This is a genomic window from Pseudoduganella sp. R-34, from assembly GCF_049904655.1.
Lineage (GTDB): Bacteria > Pseudomonadota > Gammaproteobacteria > Burkholderiales > Burkholderiaceae_D > Rugamonas.
Map to the genome: position 1 here is coordinate 2709733 of NZ_CP184572.1, position 25559 is coordinate 2735291.

Genomic DNA, 25559 nt, shown 5'->3' on the forward strand with positions numbered 1-25559 from the left:
TGGCGCCGCCGCGGCGAAAGGAGGCCGGTCAGCGCTGGGGCGCGAGGGCGGAGCGCAGCAGCACCATGATGGCGCCTTCGCCGCCTTCTTCGGCGCGGGCCTGGCAGAAGGCGATTACGCCGTCGGTCTGCACCAGCCAGGAGTGGACCATGGATTTCAGCACCGGCTCGCCGCCGCGCGAGCCGAAGCCGCGGCCGTAGATCACGCACACGCAGCGGTAGTTGCGGCGTTTGGCCTTGAGGAGGAAATCGTCCACCGCCTGGCGCGCCTCGTCGCGGCGCTTGCCGTGCAGGTCCAGTTCATCCTGTACCGGCCAATGGCCCTTGCGCATCTTCTTCATCACGTCCGGGCCGATGCCGGGCGCGCTGTAGTTCAGCGAGGGATCTTCTTCCATGTAATGGTCGACGTCGAACATATCCGACAGCATCGACTCGCGCAGCACGGCTGCGTCGTCCGCCGCCTGCTCCTCGGCCGTCTGCGGCTTGCGCGGGCCGGATGGGGCAGGACGGCCCGAGGCGGCCGGGCCCTTGGAGGGCGGCGGCACATAGCGGTCGGACGGCTTCATCTTCTGCACGCCGGCCATGGAGGACTGGAACACGTTGGCAGCGGCGGCCGCGGCCTTTTCCTGCCTGGCACGCTCCTTCTGCTCGGCCGCGCGCTGCTCTTCCTGCTCCTTGAGCTGCTTGCCCAGTCCCTTCAGGTCGGCGAAGCTTTTCACTCTTGCGCTTCCAGGTAGCGTTGCGCGTCCAGCGCGGCCATGCAGCCGGTGCCGGCGGAAGTGATGGCCTGGCGGTAGATGTGGTCTTGCACGTCGCCGGCTGCAAACACGCCTGGCACGGAGGTGGCGGTGGCCATGCCTTCGGTGCCGGTGCGGGTCTTGATATAGCCATCCTTCATTTCCAGCTGGCCTTCGAAGATGCCGGTGTTCGGCTTGTGGCCGATGGCGATGAACAGGCCGTGCACTGCCACGTCGGACAAGCCGCCGTCATTGTGCTTGATGGTGATGGCGTTGACGCCGGACTGGTCGCCCTTCACTTCGTGCAGGGTGGAGTTCAGTTTCAGCTCGATCTTGCCTTCGGCTACCTTGGCCATCAGGCGGTCCACCAGGATAGGCTCGGCGCGGAACTTCTCGCGGCGGTGCACCAGGGTGACCTTGGTGGCGATGTTCGACAGGTACAGGGCTTCTTCAACGGCGGTATTGCCGCCGCCAACCACGGCCACTTCCTGGCCGCGGTAGAAGAAACCGTCGCAGGTGGCGCAGGCGGACACGCCGCGGCCCATGAATTCCTGCTCGGTCGGCAGGCCCAGGTACTGGGCCGAGGCGCCGGTGGCGATGATCAGGGTGTCGCAGGTGTAGGTGTTGCTGTCGCCCACCAGGCGGATCGGCTTTTCGTTCAGGTGGGTGGTGTGGATGTGGTCAAACACGATTTCGGTCTTGAAGCGCTCGGCGTGCTGCAGGAAGCGCTGCATCAGGTCCGGACCCTGGACGCCCATCGGGTCGGCCGGCCAGTTTTCCACGTCGGTGGTGGTCATCAGCTGGCCGCCTTGCTCGACGCCGGTCACCAGCATCGGATTCAGGTTGGCGCGCGCGGCGTAAATCGCGGCGCTGTAGCCTGCTGGACCGGAGCCGAGAATCAGGACTTTGGCGTGTTTGGTAGTAGTCATATGCGGATTCTTTACCTAGTTGGAGTGTCTGGTATATGGGTGCGGACAGGAATGCGACAAGTCCGGCCCCAAGCAAACCGAAATTATATGCGAAGCGTGCATTTCACATGTACCGTGGGGCCGTTTTACCTTGATATGCCTTAGAATAAGCGCAATTATGGAATTTTTGCCTCCAAGCAATGAGTAAGAAGAGTCAAAAGAGCCAGGAGACTTCTTCTGGTTACACTCGCAATGTCACCGAACGCCAGCCCTTACCCAATCGGCTGGTGCGACTGCTGTCGGAGGCCCGCTTTTTCGCGCTGTTTGTCGTCTGCGTTTATTTCATCCTGATCCTGGCCAGCTACAACCGGCTGGATCCGGGCTGGTCGCACAATAATGTGGTGCCCACGGTGTTCAACCTGGGCGGGCGCGGCGGCGCCTGGCTGTCCGATTTGATGCTGTTCATCTTCGGCTTCTCAGCCTGGTGGTGGTGCGTCTACATGCTGCGCGTGGTGTGGCAGGGCTATCGCCGCCTGACCCGCAAATTCGTGCTGGAGAAGGACGAAGATCCTGAACACAAGCAGGAAGGCCTGATCCGCGTGATCGGTTTCGGCCTGATGCTGGTGGGTTCGATGGGCCTGGAGTTCCTACGCCTCTACACGCTGAAAGTGCAGTTGCCGCGCGCGCCGGGCGGCGTGCTGGGTGAACTGATCGGACACGGCGCGCACGTGGGCCTGGGCTTTACCGGCGCCACGCTGCTGTTGCTGCTGTTGTTCGGCACCGGGTTCAGCCTGTTCTTCCACGTATCGTGGATGTCGGTGGCCGAGAAGATCGGGGAAGTCATCGAGATGGGCATCGACTGGGTCCGCGCCCGCATGGAAGACCGCGAGGATCGCCGCCAGGGCGACGTGGCCGTGGTCAAGCGCGAAGAAAAAGTGGTCAAGGAACGCGTCAAGCACGAGGAGAAGCATCCGAAGCCGGCCGACTTGCCGCCGGATGCGCCGCCGGCGCCTATCGTCAAGATCGAGCCGCAGATCACCCAGGTGGTGCAGTCCGAGCGCGTGATCAAGGAAAAGCAGGGCACCCTGTTCCAGGAAATCGAGAACACCACGCTGCCGCCATTGTCGCTGCTGGACGATGCGCCGCCGCAGCAGGAAACCGTGGCCGTGGAAACGCTGGAATTCACCAGCCGCCTGATCGAGAAAAAACTGTCCGACTTTGGCGTGGAAGCCAAGGTGGTAGCCGCCTATCCGGGTCCGGTCGTGACCCGCTACGAAATCGAGCCTGCCACCGGCGTGAAGGGCAGCCAGATCGTCAACCTGGCGCGCGACCTGGCGCGTTCGCTGTCCCTGACCTCGATCCGCGTGGTGGAAACCATCCCGGGCAAGAACTACATGGCGCTGGAGCTGCCGAATCCCAAGCGCCAGATCGTGCGCCTGACCGAAATCCTCGGCTCCAAGGTCTATAACGACAACCACTCGCCGCTGACCGTGGCGCTTGGCAAGGATATCGCCGGCAAGCCGGTGGTGGCCGACCTGGCCAAGATGCCGCACCTGCTGGTGGCCGGTACCACCGGTTCCGGCAAGTCGGTCGGCATCAACGCCACCATCCTGTCGCTCTTGTACAAGGCCGACCCGCACGACGTGCGCATGATCCTGATCGACCCGAAGATGCTGGAAATGTCGGTGTACGAAGGCATCCCGCACCTGCTGGCGCCGGTGGTTACCGATATGCGCCAGGCCGGCCACGCCCTGAACTGGGCGGTGAACGAGATGGAGCGCCGCTACAAGCTGATGTCGAAGCTGGGCGTGCGCAACCTGGCCGGCTACAACGCCAAGATTGCCGAGGCCGAGAAACGCGAAGAGAAGATCCCGAACCCGTTCTCGATCACGCCGGACGCGCCGGAACCGCTGGAAAAACTGCCAACCATCGTCATCATCATCGACGAGCTGGCCGACCTGATGATGGTGGTCGGCAAGAAGGTGGAAGAGCTGATCGCCCGCATCGCGCAGAAAGCGCGTGCGGCAGGCCTGCACTTGATTCTGGCAACCCAGCGCCCATCTGTAGACGTGATCACGGGCCTGATCAAGGCCAATATCCCGACGCGCATTGCGTTCCAGGTATCGTCCAAGATCGACTCGCGCACCATTCTGGACCAGATGGGCGCCGAAACCCTGCTGGGCATGGGCGACATGCTGTACATGCCGCCGGGTACAGGCTTGCCGATCCGCGTGCACGGCGCTTTCGTGTCGGACGATGAAGTGCACCGCGTCGTGAAGCATCTGAAAGCCCAGGGCGAGCCGAATTACATCGAGGGCATCCTGGAAGGCGGCACGCTGGAAGAAGGCGGCGGCGACGGCGCCGCGGCCGGTGCTGGCGGCGGCGGAGACAGCGAGGCCGATCCGATGTACGACCAGGCCGTGCAGGTCGTGCTGAAGCACCGCAAGGCATCGATTTCGCTGGTGCAGCGCCACCTGCGCATCGGCTACAACCGGGCGGCACGCCTGTTGGAACAGATGGAAAACAGCGGCGTTGTATCGGCCATGCAGTCGAACGGCAACCGCGAAATCATCGCACCTACCGCATCGGCGGAATAAGGATTCTTATGAAGTACACCAAGTTGATGGCGGCCCTGGCCGCCGGCCTGCTGTTCGCAGATGCCGCCAGCGCTGCGGCGCTGGACCAGTTCAAGTCTTTCGTGGCCAGCACCAAGGCAGCCAGGGGCGAATTCACGCAAAAGGTCGTGGCGCAAGGCAGCAAGGACAAGCTGTCCTCCGGCAGCTTCACCTTTGCCCGCCCGGGCAAGTTCATCTGGACCTACACCAAGCCTTACGACCAGGTGCTGCAGGCCGACGGCGAGCAGTTGTATATTTTCGACAAGGACCTGAACCAGGTTACCGTGCGCAAGCTGGGCGACGCTTTGGGTTCCTCGCCAGCCGCCATCCTGTTCGGCTCCAACGACCTGGAAAAGAACTTTGCCCTGGCCGAGGCGGGTTCGCGCGATGGCCTCGAATGGCTGAAAGCCACGCCCAAAGCCAAGGATGCCAGCTTCGAGCAGATCCAGATCGGCCTGAAAAACGGCGTGCCGGAAGCGATGGAACTGAAAGACAGCTTCGGCCAGACTTCCATCCTGTCGTTCAAGAAGTTTGAAAAAAATCCTGCGTTGAATGCAACGTCCTTTAAATTTGTCATGCCCAAGGGCGCCGACGTCATCAACAATTAGGGCATGATGACGCAAGACCTGTTCGCCCCGGAACCCACCCCGCCGCTGGCCGAAGCGCTGCGCCCGCATACCGTTGCGGACGTGATCGGCCAGAGCCATTTGCTGGGCGAGGGCAAGCCTTTGAACCTGCTGTTCAAGTCCGGCAAGCCGCATTCGATGATCCTGTGGGGGCCGCCGGGTGTGGGCAAGACCACGCTGGCGCGCTTGTCGGCGCGCGCCTTCGACTGCGAGTTCATCGCCATTTCGGCCGTGCTGGGCGGGGTCAAGGACATCCGCGCCGCCATCGAACAGGCGGAGCAATTCGTCGCCAATGGCAAGCAGACCATCCTGTTCATCGACGAAATCCACCGCTTCAACAAGGCGCAGCAGGATGCGCTGCTGCCGTATGTCGAATCCGGCCTGGTCACCCTGATCGGCGCCACCACCGAAAACCCCTCGTTCGAAGTCAACTCCGCACTGCTGTCGCGCGCCCAGGTCTATGTACTGAAGGCGCTGACGGAAGAGGAGATGCGCCAGCTGCTGGCGCGGGCGCGCGAACGCTCCATGCCGGACCTGGATTTCGACGAGTTGGCGATCGATACCCTGATCGGCTACGCCGACGGCGATGCGCGCCGCTTCCTGAACCTGCTGGAACAGACCAAGACCGCTGCCGCCACCGCGCGCACCAACAAGGTCACCGGCGAATTCGTGCAAAACGCGCTGACCTTGAATGCGCGCCGCTTCGACAAGGGCGGCGACAATTTTTACGACCAGATATCGGCCCTGCACAAGTCCGTGCGCGGTTCAAACCCGGACGGCGCCTTGTACTGGTTCTGCCGCATGATCGACGGCGGCGCCGATCCGCGCTACCTGGCGCGCCGCATCGTGCGCATGGCGTGGGAAGACATCGGCCTGGCCGACCCGCGCGCCTTGACCATGGTCAACGACGCAGCAGAAACCTATGAGCGGCTCGGCTCTCCGGAAGGGGAGCTGGCGCTGGCGCAGGCCGTGATTTACCTGGCGGTTGCGGCCAAGAGCAATGCCGGCTACAACGCCTATAACGCCGCGATGGCCTTCGTGCGCCGCGACAAATCGCGCGAAGTGCCGGTCCACCTGCGCAATGCGCCGACCAAGTTGATGAAGGAGCTGGGCTACGGCCACGAATACCGCTACGCCCACGACGAGCCGGACGCCTATGCCGCCGGCGAAACCTACCTGCCGGATGGCATGGCGGAACCGGGCTGGTACCAGCCGGTTCCACGCGGCCTGGAATCCAAGATTGCCGACAAGCTGGCCTTCCTGCGGAAACTGGACGAAGAAGCCCGCAAGGGTTAAGTGGCCGGTCTAGAGCGCAAGGGTGATGGTTTTACCTAGTTTGTCGCCTTTGCGGCCGAAGTACGTGATGTTGACGGTGCCCGGCGATGCCTCCATGCGCGCGAAGTTGTCGTCCGAATAAACCGGCGAGGTTCGCTTGATCTGGTAGTTGCCAGGTCCTGCGGTCTGGAATCCAGAAAAGTCGAACTGGTTTTCTTCCATGTGCGGGTAAGGCCAGTAGAACGAGGAAGAGACAATCTGGCTTATCTTCAATGTGGGCGACAGCTGTAGCTGGCAGGTAAAAGAACAGTGAACGTCGCCAGAGACGAAAGCTACCCGGCGTATGCTGTTCTTCTCGATGTGCTGCAAGATGCGGTCCCGGTCCGGTACGAAACCATCCCATTTGTCGTTCCTGTCCGATTTCATGTCGGGGATAAAAGGCACCGACGTGACAATGAACTTGTTGCGGCCCGACCCGTCGGAAAGCCAGTCAAGAAGCGCCTTCATCTGCTCATCCTTGATCATTCGGCGATTTGCCGTCGGTGTCGTGATTCGCTCAGTACGAACATCCATCACGAACCAATCGACGCAACCGTCCTGGAAGGTGTACCAGAAGTGTGTTGGCGTACCTTCTATGCGGCCTTCAGCATTGGATTCGAACAGCGGGCTATGGCTGCACTGGTATATCTGGTAAGCGTGGATGGCGTGCGGATAAAGGTTGATCCGGTCACTGGGCGAGGCATTGCTTGGCCAGTTGTTTTCGATTTCATGATCGTCCAGAATCATGTAGGTTGGTACACGCGACATCAGTTCACGAATCGAGTCCTGTGAAAATGCGGTCCGGTACCGGTCCAGGAAATCGTCGATTGCGCTTGCTGGATCGAGGAAACTCTTATCGTCGGCGTAAATCTGGTCACCTATCATCAACAAGGCATCGACGGGTTGAGGCTGTTTGGCGTCGTCAATCTGCGACAGAATGCTTCTGAAACATTTGTCGCCCCGGCTGTCAAAGATGGCGCCCCCGAACAGGCGCAACACGTAACGGCAAGACCCGACGATATATGACCGGGCGTGGTTGGCGGCTTGGCTGCCGCTATTGAAGACGCGGGGATCGGGCCATTGGAAGAGAGCGCCGTCCATGCGGGCCACATCGGTCAGTTCACTCTCGGCAAAGAACCATCCTGCCTGGTATTCATATGGCGTATTCCGCGCCAGGCCCTTCAGCGCAAATACGCCGGTCATGTCGAAATGTGGCTCGAGTTTGTTGAAAATCGGGTCGGACCATTGCTTGGCTCCCGGCTTGCGATAGCGCACCGCACCGAAGCAACGCCGTGGCTGGCCATTGTCCAGTTTCAAGTCTCCGCGTAACCAGATGCGTGACTCGGCTTCGCTGGTATAGCCCACGATGGGGCCAACTGTCGGCTGCGAAAGTTGCATTTCAACTCCTTTCGTGGCGGGCGTAGGAAAAATCCTACGTCATTATTGGCCTAAAAAAGAGGCAATATTCTCACGGATCGTAACGATGGCTTAAATTCTTGACATCGTAGGACGACTGTCCTACTCTTGTCGGCATGAACAAGCAGGCAATCAGCACCCGCGAACGCATCGTCGAAACGGCCGACCGGCTGTTCTATGAGCGCGGCTACGGCCACACCAGCTTCGCCGACATCGCGGCGGCGGTCGAGCTCTCACGCGGCAATTTCTACTATCACTTCAAGACGAAGGACGAGATCCTGGCGGCCGTGATCGAATTGCGCCGGCAGAAGACGCAAGCCATGCTCGATGCCTGGGCTGCGGAAACCACGCAGCCGGCGGCGCGCATCGGCCGCTTCATCGACATGATGGCGATGAACGCGCCATCGATCCGCCGCAATGGCTGCCCGGTCGGCACGCTGTGCACCGAACTGGCCAAGCTTGAACATCCCGCGCTGCCCCAGGCGAATGTCCTGTTCACGCTCTTCCGCGACTGGCTGCGCGTGCAATTCGCGCAACTGGGCAGGACGGCTGCGGCCGATGCAGATGGCCTGGCCATGCACCTGCTGGCGCGCAGCCAGGGAATTGCCACGCTCGCCAACGCCTTCGACGACGGAGCATTTATCCAGCACGAGGTTTCGCAACTACACAAATGGCTGCGCGCCATTTCCAACTAAAGGAGGAATCATGTTTGTTGTATCGCTCAAACTGACCGGCAGCCGCGAACAGGCCGCGCATTGGATGGCCGCACACAAGGATTGGTTGCAGGCGGGTTTTGACGATGGCGTATTCCTCGCGGCGGGCAACCTGCTGGGGCAGGCGGGCGGCGGCATCCTGGTGCATGGGCTGGAAGAGGGCGCCGTGCGTGAGCGGCTGGCGCTAGACCCGTTCGTTGCAAACGGGCTGGTGGAGGTGGAACTGACCGGCTTCACACCTGCCAAGACAGATTCCCGGCTGCAATTCCTATTGCCTTCATAAGCGGAACCCTTAAGCGAAGCGTTTACATTTCTATTGTCCAACGTTAGGATGTTGCAAATATTTTAACGGAGGGCGGGATGTCGCAGCGTCTGACAGTCGATGGAGTGACCGTCCATGTGGATGGTGTGGGAGATGAAGCCATCATGATGATTCATGGGTGGCCGTATGACCGCAGCCTGTGGGATGCCCAGGTTGCTGCCTTTTCTTCGAGCTATCGCTGTGTGCGGTTCAGCTTCCCCAGCCAAAGCGCCAAGGGCAGCCATACGATCGATGAAGTCGCAAAACTCTACGCCGATACAGTCCAAGCCGTGAATGGCGGCCGCCCCGTGATCCTGATGCTGAGCGACTGGGGCTGCGTGTTCGGCTACCAGTTCGCGCTGCGCTATCCTGAGCTGGTGAGCCGGGTGATCAGCGTTGGCATTGGCGGCTCCAGCCAGATGACTTACCGTGCCTCGCTGGACTGGAAAACCCGCTTGCGCCTGGCCTTTGCGCACCGCCGCCTGAAGGCATCCAGCCGCAATAGCCGGGCGGCGCGCGATGCATGCGACCGCCTGCAATTGCCGCACGCAATTACCTGGCTGCGCGCCGCCACGCCTGCCGCAGGGACGCTGCCATTCAAGCTGCGCTGGCCCATGCTGTACATCTACGGCAAGCGCAAACCGTTCCCGTTCCACACGCGCAGTTTCGAGGCGGCAGTGCAATCCAAGCCGGACAGCCGCGTGATTGCCTTCCGTAGCGGCCACTGGGTCATGCGTGAGCAGCCGGAAGCGTTCAACAGTGCCGTGAAGGGATGGCTGGAGCAGGGCCGTACGGTTTGAAATTTGCATTTCATCCCGTGTTTTTTGCGCTTCGTCGCAAGTGCAAGGCAGGGCAGGGAGGCTTTAGGTACAGTGTAACCATGGAAGCACGGAAGTAGTTCAACACTGACCTGAAGGAGAACATCATGAAAGCCCTGAAACACATGGAAGCGATCTTCGTTATTGCAGCCGCCCTGGCCACCGTTACCAGCTTTGCAACCGCCACCACTCCGGTCCTGCACGTTGCCGCCGACCCGGTTGTAGCCAAGGTGGACACCAGCATTCCAACCGTGGTGGTGGCCGCCAAGCGCCTGACCGCAGCCGAAAAGGCAGCACTGATCTGACAGCACAACGCCGGAGGGCGTAAAACTCGGTTGTTGTGCTGTCATCTTGGTACAATTGCCCCTTTCGATTAAACCTCGTAGCGGCAGCAAAACATGATTGACATCCAACTTCTCCGTAAAGACATTGATACTGTCGCCGCCAAACTGGCGACCCGCAAGTTCCAGCTCGACGTAGCCGGCTTCAATGCCCTGGAAGGCGAACGCAAAGCCATCCAGATGCGCACCGAAGAACTGCAAAGCAAGCGCAATTCGCTGGCCAAACAGATCGGCATGTTGAAGGGCAAAGGGGAAGATGCCTCCGCCGTGATGGCCGAAGCAGCCAGCCTGCCCGAAGAACTGAAGGCCAACGAAAGCAAGCTGGCCGAAGTGCAGGCCAAGATGAATGCTTTCCTGCAGGCTGTACCGAACCTGCCGCACGAATCCGTGCCGGCCGGTGCCGATGAAACGGCCAACGTGGAAGTCCGCAAATTCGGCACTCCGCGCAGCTTCGACTTTGAAGTCAAAGACCACGCAGACGTAGGCGCGGCACTGGGCCTGGATTTCGAAACCGCCGTCAAACTGACCGGCTCCCGCTTCAGCGTCATGAAAGGCGGCATCGCTCGCCTGCACCGCGCACTGGCGCAGTTCATGCTGGACACCCACACCGACAAGCACGGCTACACCGAGTGCTACACCCCGTACATGGTCAACGCGGAATCGCTCCTGGGCACCGGCCAACTGCCGAAGTTCGAAGCGGACCTGTTCTCGGTGAAGAAGGGCGGCGCCGAAGGCGAAGGCCAGAACTTCTACCTGATCCCGACCTCCGAAGTGTCGTTGACCAATATGGTGCGCGACGAGATCGTGGCAGTCGAAACGCTGCCGATCAAGGTCACCGCCCACACTCCATGCTTCCGTTCCGAAGCCGGTTCGGCCGGCCGCGACACCAAAGGCATGATTCGCCAGCACCAGTTCGACAAGGTTGAACTGGTCCAGGTCGTGCATCCGGAGAAGTCGTACGAAGCGCTGGAAGAAATGGTCGGCCATGCCGAAACCATCCTGCAGGCCCTGGGCCTGCCATACCGCGTGATGCAGCTGTGCACCGGCGACATGGGCTTTGGCGCCGCCAAGACCTACGACCTGGAAGTGTGGCTGCCGGCGCAGAACACCTACCGTGAAATTTCTTCGCTGTCGAACTGCGAAGCCTTCCAGGCGCGACGCATGCAGGCCCGCTTCCGTAACGCGCAAGGCAAGCCTGAATTGCTGCACACCCTGAACGGCTCCGGCCTGGCAGTGGGCCGCACCCTGGTCGCCGTGCTGGAAAACTACCAGCAGGCCGACGGTTCCGTGGATATTCCAGCCGTGCTGCAGCCTTATATGGGCGGCCTGACGAAGCTCGTCGCATAAAGTTGAAAATAGCCCTTTCTTTTTTCGGAAGGGCTGCTATAATCTTGGCTCTCAACGGCGACCACCGTTAAATGCAGTACCTGGAGAGGTGGCAGAGTGGTCGAATGTACCTGACTCGAAATCAGGCGTAGGGTGTCCCCCTACCGTGGGTTCGAATCCCACCCTCTCCGCCAGAACACTGAAAAAGCCCTCGAGCGATCGAGGGCTTTTTCTTTTTCTTCGTCCAAATTTGCGCAGGAGGAAGCACAATGCAGGCATTCAAAGGATTTGCGGCACTGGTAAGTGGTGTTGAGAACTTTCCCGATTCCGGTGGGCTTTACACAAAGCCAAAGATCGACCGCAAAACAATTATGGATGCCGAGTTCGTAGTCATTCCGAGCATGGAGATGGAAGAGTGCATGGATGAAGAGGGCGGGTATATTCCGGAGCAGTTGGCAGGGAAAGGCTACGTCGAATGGCTGGAGGCACCGATGGTTCGTGCCGTGGTCAGTAACAAACTTCAGCACTCCCCCTGGCATCGACGGCGGAGATTGTCGATGCCATGTTCTACTATCTTGAATACGACACCTTTAAGGATGCGTAGTTGCCGCGTGCCGCGCAGCAGGATCTTTCAAACTGAGGGACGCAAATTGGCGAAAACCTATCATGGATTTATTGCGCTGAGAAATGCAGTCGATGGCATGCCTCCCGCTGGAGATCGGCTTGAGAGGGACGCGAAGGCTCCACTGCACGATATCGTTGAAGCCGTCTTTCATTTTGAGAAATACGACACCTACAAGGATTCAGAGTACTGAGGATTAACTGTTGAGGAATGACTATGGGTGCCTGGGGCCCTGCGCTGTATTCGGATGACACGACATGCGAAGTGCGCGATGCATACATCGAAAATTTGAAGTTGGGGCGATCCGACACGGAAGCCTATGAGCAAATACTGCACGGTTATGCCGATCTGGCCGACGACCGCGAGGTCATGTGCCTCGTGTATTTCGCATTGGCGGATACAGCATGGAAGTATGGACGCCTCCACGAACATATCAGGGCTCGCGCACTTGATCTGATCGGCCAGGGTGGCGACATATCTGTTTGGGAGCGCGACGCGCCAGGTGAAGTTTCGGCACGACGAAAAGTACTGCGCACCCTGGAGGCGAGGCTGCTGTCTAAGCAACCAGAGCCCCGGCAGATCAAGGTATCAAAGCCCAAGCCGAAGAAGATCCGATGTAGCGCACCTGTCGGCTCGGTGTTTACGCTGGACTTGCCCAGCAAATACAGGGCCTTCCTGGCGTTGGTGGGGTTTATCGATCTCGGGAAAAGCGTAGATCCTGTGTTTTCGATACTGGACTGGCGCAGTCATCACCTGCCATCCGACGCGGAGCTCAATGAGGCGGCGCGAAAAACCCTCCCTGTCAAATCGGGACTTGGCGATCAAGCGCATTGGGGCATTTTCCCCAAGGACGAGCGAAAGAATGTCATGGCCTGCCTCCAGCAGACCAGGCACTCGCTTACCATCAACATGCCATACGACCCCTCGAAGGTAGTGTTTACGTATCCGGAGTCGCTTGCTGATGATATCGATGCCCACTATGCTGCCCATGGCCCGGCAGCGCGAGGAGAACCCTGAAAACTCAGAGCCTTTCGATCTGGCGATTGATGGCGGCTCGCGCCCGTTCGTTTCGTTCGCTGTAACGGTCGGTCAGGTAATCGCTTCGTCCGCGCATCAGTAATGTAAGCTTGAACAGTTCTTCCATCACATCGACGACCCGGTCGTAGTAGGCGGACGGGCGCATCCTGCCCGCATCGTCGAACTCCTTGTAAGCCATTGGCACGGACGACTGGTTCGGGATCGTGAACATGCGCATCCAGCGGCCGAGCAGGCGCAGCGTGTTCACCACATTGAACGACTGCGAGCCGCCACACACCTGCATGACAGCCAGCGTGCGGCCCTGGCTTGGACGCACAGCTCCTTGTTCGGACCTGTCAGGAATTTTGTGTGCCGGGGTCGCGGTTTAGTTAATTGATCGCGTTGGTAAAACGTTCCCCAAACAGGATGGCAAACTGGTTGGCGGCCATCTTCCAAGTCCGCTGCGGCATCTTCCAATCTTTTTCAATATTGCGCAAGGCCAGGTACAGTAATTTCGTCGCTGCCTCGTCGCTCGGGAAGTGTCCGCGGTTCTTGACGATCTTCCGCAAACGCATGTATAGGCTCTCAATGGCGTTCGTTGTGTAGATGATCGAGCGTACTTCCGGCGGGTATGCGAAGAACGGAATCACTTGCTCCCACTGGCGCCGCCACATGGCGACCACGGTGGGGAAACGCTGGCCCCAAGGGCCCTGTGCAAAGGCATCTAGCGCCGCTGCGGCTGCATCAGCGTTGGCAGCCTGGTAGATTGGCTTAAGCGCTGCTGCGAGCTCCTTACGATCCTTCCACGACGCCAGCGTCATCGAGTTGCGGATCAGGTGCACGATGCAGGTCTGGATATGTGCTTGCGGGAACACCGCTTCAATCGCTTCGGGGAAGCCGCGCAGGCCATCAACGACGGCGATCAGGATATCCTCCAGGCCACGGTTGCGCAGTTCGTTAAAGACCTTCAGCCAGAACTTGGCGCCTTCAGTTTGCTCAATCCACAGGCCCAGGACTTCTTTGCGACCATCGGCGCGAATGCCCAGCGCCAGGTACACTGCCTTGTTCTTGACGGTACCCTCGTCGCGGATCTTCAGGCGCAGCGCATCGAAATAGACAATTGGGTACATCGCTTCCAGCGGGCGCTGCTGCCATTGCGTCACTTCCTCCATCACTTCGCTGGTGATCGTGGAGATCAGGTCTGGCGACACCTCGGTGCCGTACAACTCCAGCAAATGGGCCTGGATTTCGCGTACCGTCATGCCACGGGCATACATGCCGATCACATGGTCATCAAAGCCCGGCATACGGCGCTGATGCTTGGCTACCAGCTTGGGTTCAAAGCTGGAAAGGCGGTCGCGCGGGATCTCCAGTTCCAGCTCGCCGCCCGGTGCCATCACGGTCTTGCGGCTCTTACCATTGCGGTGATTTTTGGCGTCGCCTTCGGTGGCGAGATGGTGGGTCAGTTCGGCCGTCAGCATGCGCTCGGCGAGCATCTTCTTCAGCTGGCCGGCAAGGCCCGATTCGCCGAGAATCGACTCGGCATCCTTGTTCTCCACCTGGGCCAGCAACTGGTCAATCAGTTCAACGGGAAACGGGTACTGCTTCTTGGTTTTTGGTTTCTTCGTGGTCATTACGTCGGTCATGGACAATCCCTTTCGGTATTATTTCATGACCCCGGTCTCACACTAAATTTCTGACAGGCTCCCTTGTTCCAACGGTATCCAGTCGATCTGGTTCTTCATCACGGCAGTGATTGCGCCGTGCCTCTCAGGGCTGCACCAGACCTGGCCTTCCGACCAAAGGCAAAGCTCCCTCAGTTCTACCACTTTGGGGTGCGTTTCGGGCACGCTGCCAACCATCGGCAGTTCCATCGGATCGAAGATTCTGACTTCGGCGCCGAAGTGTTCGAGGATGCGCGTGGCTTCGAAGGTCAGGAACCGGCTGAATGAGCGCTCGCGCAACGAGCCGTATAGCATCAGGATGCGCGGCGGATGGTTCATGTCACCTTGCGGCGCCAGCTTGTCCAGGCTGGGAGCGTCGAGAAGCTCTGCTTTGATGTTCGGAAGTTCAGGGATGTTCATGCGTCAGTGCTTTTCGAGAGAGTCTGCAAAATCGCCGGGTGCTACAGTACCGCCAACGGTGGCATCGGCGGGCGGGGCTGGGTAGAGCCAGCAAAACAATGCAGTGGCTGCGACCATGCCCGCCAACTGAGCCAGGATGAAGCCAGGCGCATCGGCGGGGCGAATGCCGGCGAAGGTGTTGCTTGCTGCGCGGGCCAGCGTCACGGCAGGATTGGCGAACGACGTCGAGGACGTGAACCAGTAAGCGGCAGTGATGTACGCGGCCACGGCAAACGGCGTGACGGCGGGGCGGCTGCGGGAGCAGCCGATAATCACGCCGATCAGGCCGAACGTGGCGATAAATTCGCTCCACCATTGCGCGGGACCAGAGCGTACATGTTCGGACGCGAAGAACAGCGCTTCACCGAACATGCCGTGAGCTGCCGCCACGCCTGCGAATGCACCGGCTAGCTGCACCGCGATGTAAGGCAGGACTTCAGCCGCGGGAACATTGCGCTGCCAGGCCTCCGACAACGTCACGACGGGATTGAAGTGCGCGCCGGAGATGGTGCCGAACATCAGGATCAGGGCCACGAGTCCTGCACCGGTCGCAATCGTGTTGGCCAGCAGGGCGATGGCCACATTGCCGCCCGCAAGGCGTTCGGCCATGATGCCGGAACCGACCACCACCGCCAACAGCATGGCTGTGCCGAGTGCCTCGGCGACCAGGCGCCGGGAGAGCGTCATGGCTGCACCTTCCCAATGCGTTCCAGCTCCGCTTTCATGCGTACCGGATCCTTCTTCAGTTCCTCCAGCGGCAGTGCGAAGAAGGTTTCGATGCGGTGGCGCAGGATGCGGTATGCCTTCATGAACGCGGCGTCGATTTCTTCGTCGGTGCCGGTCGCGTGTGCCGGGTCTTCAACCCCCCAATGGGCGCGCATGACTGGGCCAAGGTAGGCCGGGCAGGTTTCGCCTGCGGCGCTGCCACAGACGGTGATCACGATGTCCGGGGTGACCGGCAGGCTGTCCCAGGACTTGCTGTGATAGCCCTTGGTTGAGATGCCTTCGCGCTCCAGCAATGCCAGCGAACGTGGGTGGACGTAACCTGCAGGCTTGCTGCCTGCGCTGATTGCATGCCAGCCAGCTGGAGCGAGGTGGTTGAAGGTGGCTTCGCCGAGGATGGAGCGGCAGGAGTTGCCGGTGCAGAGGATCAGGACGTTCATGGTTTGCAGGATTTGATGGTGGAGGATGGGGCGCAGCTTTGTCCGCCGCAGCAGTTGTCGGTCAAGAAGGAAAGCACGCCGTTCATGGTGTCAAAGTTGGCGCTGTAGATAATGAAGCGGCCTTCCTGTCGCGGCTCGATCAAGCCCGCATTGGTCAGCTCTTTCAGGTGGAACGACAGCGAGGATGGGGCAATATCCAACTGTTCACCGATCTTGCTTGCTGCCAGGCCTTGCGGGCCGGTCCGGACCAGTAGCCGGAAGGTGTTGAGCCTAGACTCTTGCGACAGTGCCCCTAAGGCGGCCAATACAGCTTTCGTTTCCATGGTGTGACTTTCTTTAAAGGGTTGGCCTGATTATGGCACAACGATACGACAATTCAAAGAATATCGAATTATCTTGACAGCTTGATGACATGGGCGCTAACCTTTGTTCGTAGATTGACGAATCGCTTGATGAATATGCTTAGCTGCTGCACCTCCAACCCCAAAACTGACCTGCCCGAGCTGGATGCCGACGAGGTGGCCATGCTGTGCAAGGCGTTGGCGCATCCTGCTCGCGTACAGTTGTTGCGCTACCTGGCAGCGTACGGGGCTTGCTACTTTGGCAGCCTGGCCGATGTGTTGCCATTGGCGCCCTCGACCATTTCGCAGCATGTCACCATCCTCAAGCAGGCGGGGCTGATTCTTGGTTCCGCCGACGAACAGCGCGTCTGTTATTGCGTCAATCCCGAACGGCTGGAGCAGTTCAAGCAGTTGATCGGCAGCTTGTAAAAAATTTGTCTATTTATTCGTAATTCGACGAACTTCGAAAGGAGCGCATCATGGTGCAATTGAATGATCTCCCCGTCGCTGTGCTGGGAGCTGGCCCCGTCGGTTTGGCTGCCGCTTCACACCTCTTTCAGTGCGGCCTGCGCCCGATCATCTTTGAGCGTGGGCTTGAAGCAGGCGCTAACCTGAATACCTACCGGCATGTGCGCTTGTTCTCGCCATGGCAATACAACATCGACAAGGCCGCGCGCCAGCTGCTGGAGCGTCATGGTTGGCGGGCGCCTGCCGAAGATGGCTTGCCGACCGCGGGGGAGTTGCTGGACTCCTATCTTGCGCCGTTGTCGAAAGTGCCTGAATTGGCAGGTGTGTTGAAGCTTGGTCATAAAGTTATCCAGGTAACGCGCCAAGGGTTTGACAAGGTCAAAAGCCGTGGCCGGGAGTTGGCGCCGTTTGTGATCCGCGTGGCGGGGCCAGATGGTGAGGCAGACTACCTGGCGCGGGCAGTCATTGACGCCACTGGCACGTGGTCGAACCCGAATCCGCTCGGCGCCAACGGCATTCCGGCCCTGGGTGAGAAGGAACTGCACGACCGCATCGCCTACGGCATGCCGGATGTGGCGGGCGGGCAGCGATCCGACTACGCAGGCAAACGCACCTTGGTCGTAGGTGCAGGCCACTCTGCAGCCGGCACCTTGCTGGCGCTGGCTGAACTGGCGGAATCCGTTCCCGGCACATCGATTGTCTGGGCGACGCGCGGCGATCAACTGGCTCGCGTCTTCGGCGGTGGGGAAGCTGATGGACTCCCGGCTCGTGGCCAGCTTGGCCTTCGGCTCAAGGCATTGCGCGACTCTGGCAAGCTGGAGCTGCATACCAATTTCCGAATGGTCGCGTTGCAGGAGGGGGCTGGAGCTATCACGGTTGTCGGTGACAAGCCGGATGGCCAGCAACAGGTGATCAACGAAGTCGATCGTATCGTCGCAGCGACAGGCGCGCGCCCGAACCTGGACCTGACCCGTGAAATGCGTGTTCGGCACGATCCTTGGCTGGAAAGCACTGATGCGCTGGCTCCGCTGATCGACCCGAACGAACATAGCTGCGGCACCGTGCGTCCACACGGGCACCGGGAACTGGCCCACCCCGAGGCGGGATACTACGCAGTCGGCGCCAAGAGTTATGGCCGTGCGCCGAACTTCCTGATGGCGACGGGTTATGAGCAGGTGCGTTCGGTCGTGGCGAGCTTGGCAGGCGACATGGCTGCTGCCGATGACGTTCAACTGGACCTGCCGGAAACTGGCGTGTGCAACACGCGCCTCGCGTATGAAGGCGAGGCCGAACCAGGCGACGGCTGCTGTGGTGGTCCGGCCATTGATGCCAGCACGGCGTGCTGCGCGTTGGACGAGGCGGAAAAAGCCAAAGGACAGGCTGGTTGTTCGACGTCGGCCGCTTGCAGCCCACGGCCGAAAGCAAGCGCGTGCTGCGCATCAGTCGCGGAGGTACCGTGATAAAGACTTCGCTCGCACGCTTTTTCCTGCCAATGGCGCTGGCTCTGAATGCCGGAGTGTTCCTGGCCGCCAGGCAATTTGGCGTAAGCCTTGAACTTGCGATCGTGATTCCGAGCGCTCTGATTCTCGCCGCTGCGGGATTTGCAGAGCGGAACATGACATACCGCCCTGATTGGAAGACAGGGCAGGGCGACCTCCGTACGGACATCACCAGCGCGGCGCTGCTGTTTGGCGTAGTCGATCCGCTACTGAAGTGGCTACTGCCGGTACCGGTGCTGGCGCTGGCGGGAGCGCAGGCGATGGAGATTGGTGCTGCAGTCTTCCCCGCCGATTTGCCCTTCGCCACGCAAGTCCTGGTCGCCACCCTGTTGGCCGAGTTCACGAGTTATTGGTCGCACCGCTTGCATCATCGCCTGCCTGCACTGTGGTGGCTGCATGCCCTGCACCATGGCAGCCAGCGCCTGTATTGGCTTAATAACTTCCGCATCCATCCCTTGAACCATGCCATCAACTACATTCTGGGCTTTGCACCGCTTCTGTTAATCGGCACGCCGCCGGACGTTGTGCTTGGCTACCTTGCGCTGACTTATCCCGTCTTGATGACGCAACATGCGAACCTGCCGCTACGGAGCGGATGGTTGAACTATGTGTTCAGCACCAATGAAGTTCATCGTTGGCACCATGCCGATAACGCCAGGGACGGCGACCGGAATTTTGGCCGTGCTTTGGTGCTCTGGGATATGGTGTTTGGCACCTACCGCTATCATGCAAAAGGCAATGATCCTGCTGCGGTAGGCCTGTATCGGCCGACCACGTATCCGGCCAGGTCGTCTTTCGCAAAACAGGTGTGGTCGATGTTCTTGCCTGGCTGCTGCAAGGCTGCGCAGTGAAGGAGGTGAAATGCAAATACGGAAGCCTGTTGCAGTTCTGGCGGTAACGCAGGTAATTTCATGGGGAATGTTGTACTACGCCTTCGGCGTCCTGGCGAGCCGGATCCAGGCTGACCTGGCGCTGACGGCGAGCCAGACTTTTGGTGCATTCTCCTGGAGCGTGCTGGTCGCGGGGCTTGGTGCAACGCCGGTCGGTATTGCGATTGACCGGCATGGCGGTCGCTGGATCATGGTGGCGGGGTCCATGGCCGCTGGTTTGGGCTTGTGGTGCCTTGCGGTTGCCGGGTCGTACGCCACCTATATGGCCGCCTGGACCTTGATTGGCGCTGCAATGTCGCTCACCCTGTACGAGGCAGCCTTTGCAACGCTGAATGGCTCCCTCGCCAATGATGGTGCAAGGGCCATATCGACAGTCACCTTGCTGGGCGGCCTCGCCAGTACGGCATTTTGGCCACTGACCGAGGCCTTGGCGGTGCATTTGGGCTGGCGAGATACATTAACGCTCTACGCGCTTGTGCAATTGCTGGTTTGTGCGCCATTGCATTGCCTTCTTGGCGGCGCGCACCAGCAGAAAGCGTCCGCATCGCGCCACGCCGGTGCGACGCTGCAGCAAGCAATCCGACAGCCACAATTCTGGCTTCTGGCCGCAGCTTTTGCGATTAACGCATTCATCTTTGCTGCGATTTCCGTGCACCTGATCCGCGTCATGCGGGCCTTGGGACATTCGATGGAGCTTGCCTTGATGCTGGCGGCCTTGATTGGACCGATGCAGGTGGCAGGACGGCTCATCGAGCGTACCTGGGGCAACGGAAGGCCGCCGACGATCGTGGGGATCTATACGTTCGCAGCATTGCCGGTGGCGCTGTTCGCGGTTGCTGCATTTGGAAGCCAGGCATGGGGTGTCGCGGCCTTCTGCCTGCTGTATGGACTCAGCAATGGGGTGCTTACCATTCTGCGCGGGACGCTACCGGCAGCGATGTTCGGCCGTCTGCATTACGGGGCGATATCCGGCGCGCTTGCGGCGCCGGCGCTGCTGGCCAAGGCCAGTGGGCCGCTCGTGCTGGCAATGTCGTTTGACGTGATCGGCCCTCGTCAAGTACTGATTCTCCTGCTCGCGATGTCGCTCATTTCCTTCGCAGTGTTCACGCAGGCCATCCGGAAAGGCGTCCGCCATTCAGTGGCAGCGGTGTAGCGCCAGGAGCGTGAAGGCCAATCAGCAAACGTCGCCGGTAACGCGGCGTTCCACCAGCACGACATCGCGCCAGACGCCGTGTAACTGCCCCATCCTTTCCCTTCGGCCGACCTGGCGGAACCCGACGCTTGCATGCACAGCCAGGCTCGCGACATTCTCCGGAAATATGCCAGCTTGCAAAGTCCAGAAACCGTGTTGTTCCGAGGCCGATACCAATTCCCGCATCAGGGCCTTGCCAACCCCTTGTCCGTGGGCAGAGGGTGTTACGTAGACACTGACTTCAGCTACGCCGCGGTAGACCGGGCGAGCCGATATCGCCGCCAGGACTGCCCAGCCGACGATGGAATCGCCTTGCACGGCAACCAGGCGGCAGGCCTGCAAATGGTTGGCGTCCCATTGTTCCCAGTCTGGTGCTTCGGTCTGAAAGGTCGAATTTCCGCTGGCAATACCTTCGAGATAGATGCTGCGGACCGCAGGCCAATCCTCCGGACGCATGGGGCGTAACGTTATTTCTGGCATTTGACCCTCGATCTTTCATCAGGTGCGCTCAGCGCGGCGTGCAAGGTTTGCAAAGCATTGCGCAGCGCGGCCCTTTGTGCAGGTGGAACATCCGCTAGCAAGCCTTCTACATGTTGATTCAGTTGGAGATTCAAGGAAGCAGCGCGAGCTTTGCCTTTGGCTGTGAGCGACAGCATGACACTGCGTCTATCGCGCTGGCTCGGTTCCTTCGACAGGCATCCTTCCATGCAAAGGCCGTCCACAGCTCGGCTGATCCATGCTTTGTCCAGGCCGAGGCGATTGACCAATGCTTGTTGTGGCAGGGGCGTTTCGCGCAGCAATTCGTTGAGTATGTGGCAGCGTACCGTCTGTCCACCGTCCATGCACCCTGCGTTTTCTCTTTGGTCGCGAACGAATAGGCGCACGACGGCGCGGAAAAGCTGAGCAGTGTTTTCGTTGGTACTCATGGCGGATTGGTTGTGTTAGTCAACCAATTTTAGTTTTTGCACCAACTGGTAGTCAAGAACAACTAAATTCCCGGCGCCGGTGCTGGTCACAGGATCATCCGACAGGTATCTTGACTCGCCATTTGCCTTTGCCCCAGGTGGTCTGGACGGCCTGGCGGCAGATCACATCGACACTGTTCCTGGCGCCGTCCCGCCATTCGACGGCGAGGGGGACCGCGCATTTGGGCACCTGGGTCTCATTTGCCGGGTATCCGGCCTTGCGGTTAGATTTGCGCCGCGCGTTTTCGCGGCGTACGAATGTGCTCGCCGCTTTGTGGATATGGTAGTTCAGCTGCTCGCTCTCGCTGTAGATGTCGACCGCGGCCTTCCAGGTGCGCTTGTAGGCCGATGGATCGGTGCGGTCGCAACTCACCGTCACGCTTTTCCGGGCTTCGTATATGGCCCAGGTCGCGCCCAGGGGAACGAGGCAGGGTTCAAACATCATCCTGATATCGGGGCCGAGTGGCCGCCAGTCGGTCTTGTCGCGGATGTTCTGCTGGTCCAGGAATCGCTTTGCGGCCGCCTGGATCGCGCACAGTTCGCGCTCCGGGCCGCCGTTTTCGGGGCGATAGTAGGGCGGCTCGCAAACTACTCCACCTGCCCAGGAGGAAAGGGCCATGAGCAGCACGGCGCCCCCAATCGCTGATCTTAACAGTCCTGGCAAACCTCCTCCTTTGTCGTCGTCCTGCCGCCCGGCGAGAGTTTGGGTATTATTATCAATCCGACCCGCTACCACCAACACTTTTGAGCCTCGACATGACCTCTGCTCCACAATTCGACTCCAGCCTGCCCCTCGACATGATCATCTTTGGCGGGGTGGGCGACCTCGCCATGCGCAAGCTGCTTCCGGCGCTGTATATGGCGCACCTGCATGGCAACCTGCCGCCCGGGACCCACATCATTTCCACCGGCCGCCAGGACTACGACCGCGCGGCCTACCTGGCCTTCGTCGAGGAGCATTCGCGTCCCTTCATCAGCGGGGAGAATTTCACGGACGAGGCCTGGCGCAGTTTTCTGCAGTTGCTGGCGTTTGTGCGGGTCGACGTGGAAAAAGACGGCATGGCGCCGCTGGCCAAGGTCTCGCGTCCTGGTGCAGAACGGGTTTTCTACCTGGCCACGGCGCCGTCGCTGTTTACCACCATCTGCGACAAGTTGGCCGAAGCCGGCCTGGTTGACCGCAACGCGCGCGTGGTGCTCGAAAAGCCGCTTGGCCGCGACCTGGCGTCAGCGGTAGAGATCAACGAAGCGGTCGGCAAGCATTTCGAAGAATCGCAGATTTACCGCATCGACCACTACCTGGGCAAGGAAACCGTGCAGAACCTGATGGTGCTGCGCTTTGGGAATTCGATCCTGGAGCCGCTGTGGCGTGCGCCGAATATCACCAGTGTGCAGATCACGGTTGCCGAAGAAGTAGGCGTGGGCAGCCGCGCCGGCTTCTACGACAGCGCCGGCGCCATGCGCGACATGGTGCAGAACCACTTGCTGCAGCTGCTGTGCATCGTTGCGATGGAACCGCCTGCCTCGCTGGCGCCGGATGCGGTGCGCGACGAGAAGCTCAAGGTCCTGCGCTCGCTGCGCCGCTTCAGCCTTGCCTCGATCGCGCGCGATACCGTCCGGGGCCAGTACGTGCGCGGCGTGAGCGGCAACCAGGAAGTGCCGGGCTACCTGGAGGAGCGCAACGTGCCGGAGGGCAGCAGCACTGAAACCTTCGTGGCGATGCGCGCTTACGTCGATACCTGGCGCTGGTCCAAGGTACCGTTCTACCTGCGTACCGGCAAGCGCATGGCGCGCCGCTCGTCCAAGATCGTGATCGAATTCGCCAACCCGCCGTTCCCGCTGTTCCCTGAGACGCCGGGCGGGGTAGCCAACCGGCTGGTGATCGAACTGCAGCCGGAAGAAGCGATCAAGCTGCAGCTCATGGCAAAGCAGCCCGGCAGCGGCATGCAAATGCAGCAGGTGGCGCTGAACCTGGACCTGCAATCCGCATTCTCGCAGCGCAGGGCCGAAGCTTACGAGCGCCTGCTGATCGACGTGGTGCGCGGCCGCCTGACCCACTTCATGCGCCGCGACGAACTGGAAGCTGCATGGGAATGGGCCGATCCGATCATCAACGGCTGGAGCGCCCTGGCCGAGAAGCCGAATCCTTATGCTGCCGGCACCTGGGGCCCGTCCGAATCGTTCGCGCTGCTGGCGCGCGATGGCTTCAGCTGGGTAGAGTAGGCCGCGCGAGGCCGTCTTTTACCGCCGCGGCATAACGTTCGCTGACCGGCAGTTGCGCACCGCCGGCCAGCGTCAGTTCGTGGCTTCCTTCCTGGATCTGGCGAACGGCCAGCATTTCGCTGCTGCGCACAAGGATGCGGCGGTGAATACGAAGGAATTGCGCCGGGTCCAGGTAGCGCTCCAGCTCCGTCAAGGTGCTGCGGTGCAGGAAGGTACGCTGCGGCAGGTGCAGTTCCACATAATTTCCCGCGGATTCGATCCACAGCACTTCCGACAGGTTGACCCGGTCTATCCTGCCGACTGAGCGCACAGCCAGTTCGGTCCAGTAGCCGGGGCGGGGATCGACGAAGCCGCGCAGGGCTTGCGTGTATGCGGCGCGCTGGTCGAGCAGCTTGGCGGCGCGTTCCAGGGCCTGCTGCAGCCGGCGTTCATCCACTGGCTTGACGATGTAGTCGAGCGCGTGGACGTCGAATGCTTCCAGGGCGTGACCCCGGTGTGCCGTCACGAACACGATCAAGGGCGGCAGTTCGCGCCGGCTCAGTTCAAGCGCAAAGTCGAGTCCCGACTCCACCGGCATTTGCACGTCGAGCAGCACGATATCCGCACCGCCGGTTTCCAGGAAGGTGCGTGCGGCCGAGGCGCTGGCGCATTCCGCCACGATCTCCCATCCCGGCAATGCCTCCAGGGCAAAGCGGAGGTTGGTGCGGGCGTGCGCCTCATCGTCCACGATCAGCGCTTTCACGGCTGCGACCTCCAGGGAAGGGAAAGCTCCGCGAGGAAGCGGCCGCCGGCGCGCGACGTCGCCAGGGTGGCTGCATCGCCGTAGGCCAGCTGGAGGCGCGCGCGAATGCCGCGCAGGCCAATGCCAAGGCCTGCCGAAGGTGCAGCGTGCATGCGGGCCGGATTCGATACTTGTACCGTGAGCCGGTCACCATGCCGCGTGAACGCCATGTCGATATCGCTGTCGCCTTCATGGCATTCAAGGTCGTGGCGCAAGGCATTTTCGATCAGCGGCTGCAGTAGCATCGGAGGGCAATCGATGCCGTCGTCCAGCAAATGCGCGCCTGCAATGCGTACTTTCAGGCGCTCGCCGAAACGCAGGCGCTGCAAGTCCAGGTAGCTGCGGACAAATTCCAGTTCCTTGCCGGCCGCCACCCAATCGCTTTCGCTGCTCGTCAAGGCATATTCCAGCAGGTCGCCCAGCCGGGCCAGGCCGTCCAGTGCGAGCGCCTTGTCGTCCATGCGCACCAGGGCGCCGATCGCGCTCAAGGTGTTGAAGATGAAGTGCGGTTCAAGCTGGCCGCGCACGGCGGCCAAGCGCTGGCGTTCAAGCGAAAGCAGGGCCTGGGCCAGTTGCCGGTCTTGCTGCCGGCGCTGGCGCCACAGCAGTAGCGCCACCACGATGCCAAAAGCCATCGTCAGCAGCACGTACTCGATAAACCACTCGAGTTTGTCCATCGTGGCCACGTAGGTCCAGGCGTTTCCAAAGGTCGGGTCGATGTCGAATTTGACGCAGCGGCGGAATGCCAGACCAAGCATTGCAGTGGGCCAGCCTACTGCGAGATAGGCAAGGTAGCCAAGGCCGACGCGGCGCATGCTGGCGAGCCATTCCGGATGGCGGCGGTAGACCATGTACAGCATATAGCTTTGCAACATCATCGCCGAGTAGCCAAACCACCAGCCGGCGGTCATCTGCCAGTAGCTGCGGGTGTCGCCACTTTCGATACGGTCGCCGTAGGTGGTGATGCCCGCCAGCGCGCAGACCAGCGTCCACAGCGCGAAGTTGGCCAGCAAGGCGCGCAGCCAGGATGGCATTGAATGTAGTCGGTCCATGGCGCGGCAGTATAGCAGCCGCATTCGGGCGTTCGTCCCGGTGGGCCGGGTGTTCGTCACACTCCGTATCGGCTTCCCCAAGGTTTCGCCAACAATGCGCATCGTTCTTTTA

At 60.6% G+C, this 25559-nt stretch carries 27 protein-coding genes, 1 tRNA gene and 2 pseudogenes; 16 read left to right on the forward strand and 14 right to left on the reverse strand.

From position 1 onward, the window contains the following. Positions 1-28: 28 nt before the first annotated feature. Positions 29-718, reverse strand: coding sequence for a Smr/MutS family protein (locus tag ACN9MW_RS12550; RefSeq protein ID WP_426171131.1), 690 nt, complete (start codon positions 716-718; stop codon positions 29-31). Beyond that, positions 715-1665: a thioredoxin-disulfide reductase gene (trxB, locus tag ACN9MW_RS12555; protein ID WP_426171133.1), complete on the reverse strand. Its 951-nt coding sequence runs from the start codon at positions 1663-1665 to the stop codon at positions 715-717. The genes ACN9MW_RS12550 and trxB overlap by 4 nt, the downstream gene beginning before the upstream one ends. 179 nt (positions 1666-1844) lie before the next feature. Between trxB and ACN9MW_RS12560 the strand changes: the two genes are divergently transcribed. From ACN9MW_RS12560 to ACN9MW_RS12570, 3 genes are read left to right on the forward strand one after another with little or no spacing between them, the layout of a single operon-like run. Further along, positions 1845-4241 (forward strand): DNA translocase FtsK, encoded by a 2397-nt coding sequence (locus ACN9MW_RS12560; protein ID WP_426171134.1) that lies wholly within the window; start codon positions 1845-1847, stop codon positions 4239-4241. A gap of 8 nt (positions 4242-4249) precedes the next feature. After that, positions 4250-4867 (forward strand): outer membrane lipoprotein chaperone LolA, encoded by a 618-nt coding sequence (gene lolA / locus ACN9MW_RS12565; RefSeq protein WP_426171135.1) that lies wholly within the window; start codon positions 4250-4252, stop codon positions 4865-4867. 3 nt (positions 4868-4870) lie between these two features. Next, complete coding sequence (locus tag ACN9MW_RS12570) at positions 4871-6181, forward strand: replication-associated recombination protein A (RefSeq protein WP_426171136.1); 1311 nt, start codon at positions 4871-4873, stop codon at positions 6179-6181. A 9-nt stretch (positions 6182-6190) separates the two neighbouring features. Here ACN9MW_RS12570 and ACN9MW_RS12575 read toward each other — a convergent pair whose 3' ends face one another. Next, a complete protein-coding gene (locus ACN9MW_RS12575) occupies positions 6191-7597 on the reverse strand; it encodes an alkaline phosphatase D family protein (protein ID WP_426171137.1) in 1407 nt (468 codons plus the stop codon). Positions 7598-7731: 134 nt separating this feature from the next. On the opposite strand from ACN9MW_RS12575, the gene ACN9MW_RS12580 reads away from it, so the two are divergent. The 8 genes from ACN9MW_RS12580 (at position 7732) to ACN9MW_RS12615 (ending at position 12753) form a co-directional block, all read left to right on the forward strand. After that, entirely contained in the window at positions 7732-8310 is a 579-nt protein-coding gene (locus ACN9MW_RS12580; protein ID WP_426171139.1) for a TetR/AcrR family transcriptional regulator, read from the forward strand. 10 nt (positions 8311-8320) lie between these two features. Next, positions 8321-8611 (forward strand): YciI family protein, encoded by a 291-nt coding sequence (locus ACN9MW_RS12585; RefSeq protein ID WP_426171141.1) that lies wholly within the window; start codon positions 8321-8323, stop codon positions 8609-8611. 77 nt (positions 8612-8688) lie between these two features. Further along, positions 8689-9429: an alpha/beta fold hydrolase gene (locus tag ACN9MW_RS12590; RefSeq protein ID WP_426171143.1), complete on the forward strand. Its 741-nt coding sequence runs from the start codon at positions 8689-8691 to the stop codon at positions 9427-9429. A gap of 125 nt (positions 9430-9554) precedes the next feature. Next, positions 9555-9752, forward strand: a complete 198-nt coding sequence (locus ACN9MW_RS12595; protein ID WP_426171144.1) for a hypothetical protein — start codon at positions 9555-9557, stop codon at positions 9750-9752. A 93-nt stretch (positions 9753-9845) separates the two neighbouring features. Further along, positions 9846-11135, forward strand: coding sequence for a serine--tRNA ligase (gene serS / locus ACN9MW_RS12600; protein ID WP_426171146.1), 1290 nt, complete (start codon positions 9846-9848; stop codon positions 11133-11135). A gap of 82 nt (positions 11136-11217) precedes the next feature. Further along, positions 11218-11308, forward strand: a tRNA-Ser gene (locus ACN9MW_RS12605). 75 nt (positions 11309-11383) lie between these two features. Beyond that, the gene (locus tag ACN9MW_RS12610; protein ID WP_426171148.1) at positions 11384-11929 is read left to right on the forward strand and encodes a hypothetical protein; all 546 of its coding nucleotides are present in this window, start codon (positions 11384-11386) and stop codon (positions 11927-11929) included. 23 nt (positions 11930-11952) lie between these two features. After that, positions 11953-12753, forward strand: a complete 801-nt coding sequence (locus tag ACN9MW_RS12615) for a hypothetical protein (RefSeq protein WP_426171150.1) — start codon at positions 11953-11955, stop codon at positions 12751-12753. Between the two features lie 4 nt (positions 12754-12757). Here ACN9MW_RS12615 and ACN9MW_RS12620 read toward each other — a convergent pair. The 6 genes and pseudogenes from ACN9MW_RS12620 to ACN9MW_RS12645 all read right to left on the reverse strand — a co-directional run. Beyond that, positions 12758-13102 (reverse strand): annotated as a pseudogene (locus ACN9MW_RS12620) (arsenical resistance protein ArsH); the annotation flags it as partial. 40 nt (positions 13103-13142) lie between these two features. Next, positions 13143-14387, reverse strand: coding sequence for an IS256 family transposase (locus ACN9MW_RS12625; protein WP_426172185.1), 1245 nt, complete (start codon positions 14385-14387; stop codon positions 13143-13145). A gap of 66 nt (positions 14388-14453) precedes the next feature. Continuing rightward, positions 14454-14837: pseudogene (locus ACN9MW_RS12630) on the reverse strand (NAD(P)H-dependent oxidoreductase); the annotation flags it as partial. Between the two features lie 3 nt (positions 14838-14840). Further along, entirely contained in the window at positions 14841-15563 is a 723-nt protein-coding gene (locus tag ACN9MW_RS12635; RefSeq protein WP_426171152.1) for an aquaporin, read from the reverse strand. Then, a complete protein-coding gene (locus tag ACN9MW_RS12640) occupies positions 15560-16039 on the reverse strand; it encodes an arsenate reductase ArsC (protein ID WP_426171154.1) in 480 nt (159 codons plus the stop codon). The genes ACN9MW_RS12635 and ACN9MW_RS12640 overlap by 4 nt, the downstream gene beginning before the upstream one ends. After that, positions 16036-16362 carry an ArsR/SmtB family transcription factor gene (locus ACN9MW_RS12645; RefSeq protein WP_426171156.1) on the reverse strand — a complete coding sequence of 109 codons (327 nt, stop codon included), beginning with the start codon at positions 16360-16362 and terminating at the stop codon, positions 16036-16038. The genes ACN9MW_RS12640 and ACN9MW_RS12645 overlap by 4 nt, the downstream gene beginning before the upstream one ends. A gap of 129 nt (positions 16363-16491) precedes the next feature. Here ACN9MW_RS12645 and ACN9MW_RS12650 point away from each other — a divergent pair, with 129 nt between their 5' ends. From ACN9MW_RS12650 to ACN9MW_RS12665, 4 genes are read left to right on the forward strand one after another with little or no spacing between them, the layout of a single operon-like run. Further along, positions 16492-16809, forward strand: a complete 318-nt coding sequence (locus ACN9MW_RS12650) for an ArsR/SmtB family transcription factor (protein ID WP_426171158.1) — start codon at positions 16492-16494, stop codon at positions 16807-16809. Positions 16810-16859: 50 nt separating this feature from the next. Beyond that, positions 16860-18308, forward strand: coding sequence for an NAD(P)-binding domain-containing protein (locus ACN9MW_RS12655; protein ID WP_426171159.1), 1449 nt, complete (start codon positions 16860-16862; stop codon positions 18306-18308). After that, positions 18233-19198 carry a sterol desaturase family protein gene (locus tag ACN9MW_RS12660; RefSeq protein ID WP_426171161.1) on the forward strand — a complete coding sequence of 322 codons (966 nt, stop codon included), beginning with the start codon at positions 18233-18235 and terminating at the stop codon, positions 19196-19198. The genes ACN9MW_RS12655 and ACN9MW_RS12660 overlap by 76 nt, the downstream gene beginning before the upstream one ends. 10 nt (positions 19199-19208) lie before the next feature. Beyond that, positions 19209-20390, forward strand: coding sequence for an MFS transporter (locus ACN9MW_RS12665; RefSeq protein ID WP_426171163.1), 1182 nt, complete (start codon positions 19209-19211; stop codon positions 20388-20390). A gap of 21 nt (positions 20391-20411) precedes the next feature. Here the strand turns inward: ACN9MW_RS12665 and ACN9MW_RS12670 are convergent, their stop codons facing one another. The 3 genes from ACN9MW_RS12670 to ACN9MW_RS12680 all read right to left on the reverse strand — a co-directional run bounded on the left by ACN9MW_RS12670 (position 20412) and on the right by ACN9MW_RS12680 (position 22022). Next, positions 20412-20909, reverse strand: a complete 498-nt coding sequence (locus ACN9MW_RS12670; protein WP_426171164.1) for a GNAT family N-acetyltransferase — start codon at positions 20907-20909, stop codon at positions 20412-20414. After that, positions 20897-21355 carry a MarR family winged helix-turn-helix transcriptional regulator gene (locus ACN9MW_RS12675; RefSeq protein WP_426171165.1) on the reverse strand — a complete coding sequence of 153 codons (459 nt, stop codon included), beginning with the start codon at positions 21353-21355 and terminating at the stop codon, positions 20897-20899. Before ACN9MW_RS12675 ends, ACN9MW_RS12670 begins: the two co-directional genes overlap by 13 nt. Before the next feature lie 94 nt (positions 21356-21449). Further along, on the reverse strand, positions 21450-22022 hold the full coding sequence (locus tag ACN9MW_RS12680) for a hypothetical protein (protein WP_426171166.1): 573 nt from the start codon (positions 22020-22022) through the stop codon (positions 21450-21452). Between the two features lie 128 nt (positions 22023-22150). Here ACN9MW_RS12680 and zwf point away from each other — a divergent pair, with 128 nt between their 5' ends. Then, the gene (zwf, locus tag ACN9MW_RS12685) at positions 22151-23614 is read left to right on the forward strand and encodes a glucose-6-phosphate dehydrogenase (RefSeq protein ID WP_426171167.1); all 1464 of its coding nucleotides are present in this window, start codon (positions 22151-22153) and stop codon (positions 23612-23614) included. Here zwf and ACN9MW_RS12690 read toward each other — a convergent pair. Both ACN9MW_RS12690 and ACN9MW_RS12695 read right to left on the reverse strand, forming a co-directional pair. Continuing rightward, the gene (locus ACN9MW_RS12690; protein WP_426171169.1) at positions 23598-24356 is read right to left on the reverse strand and encodes a LytR/AlgR family response regulator transcription factor; all 759 of its coding nucleotides are present in this window, start codon (positions 24354-24356) and stop codon (positions 23598-23600) included. The genes zwf and ACN9MW_RS12690 overlap by 17 nt on opposite strands. Then, complete coding sequence (locus tag ACN9MW_RS12695) at positions 24353-25429, reverse strand: sensor histidine kinase (protein WP_426171171.1); 1077 nt, start codon at positions 25427-25429, stop codon at positions 24353-24355. The genes ACN9MW_RS12690 and ACN9MW_RS12695 overlap by 4 nt, the downstream gene beginning before the upstream one ends. Positions 25430-25559: the final 130 nt, after the last annotated feature.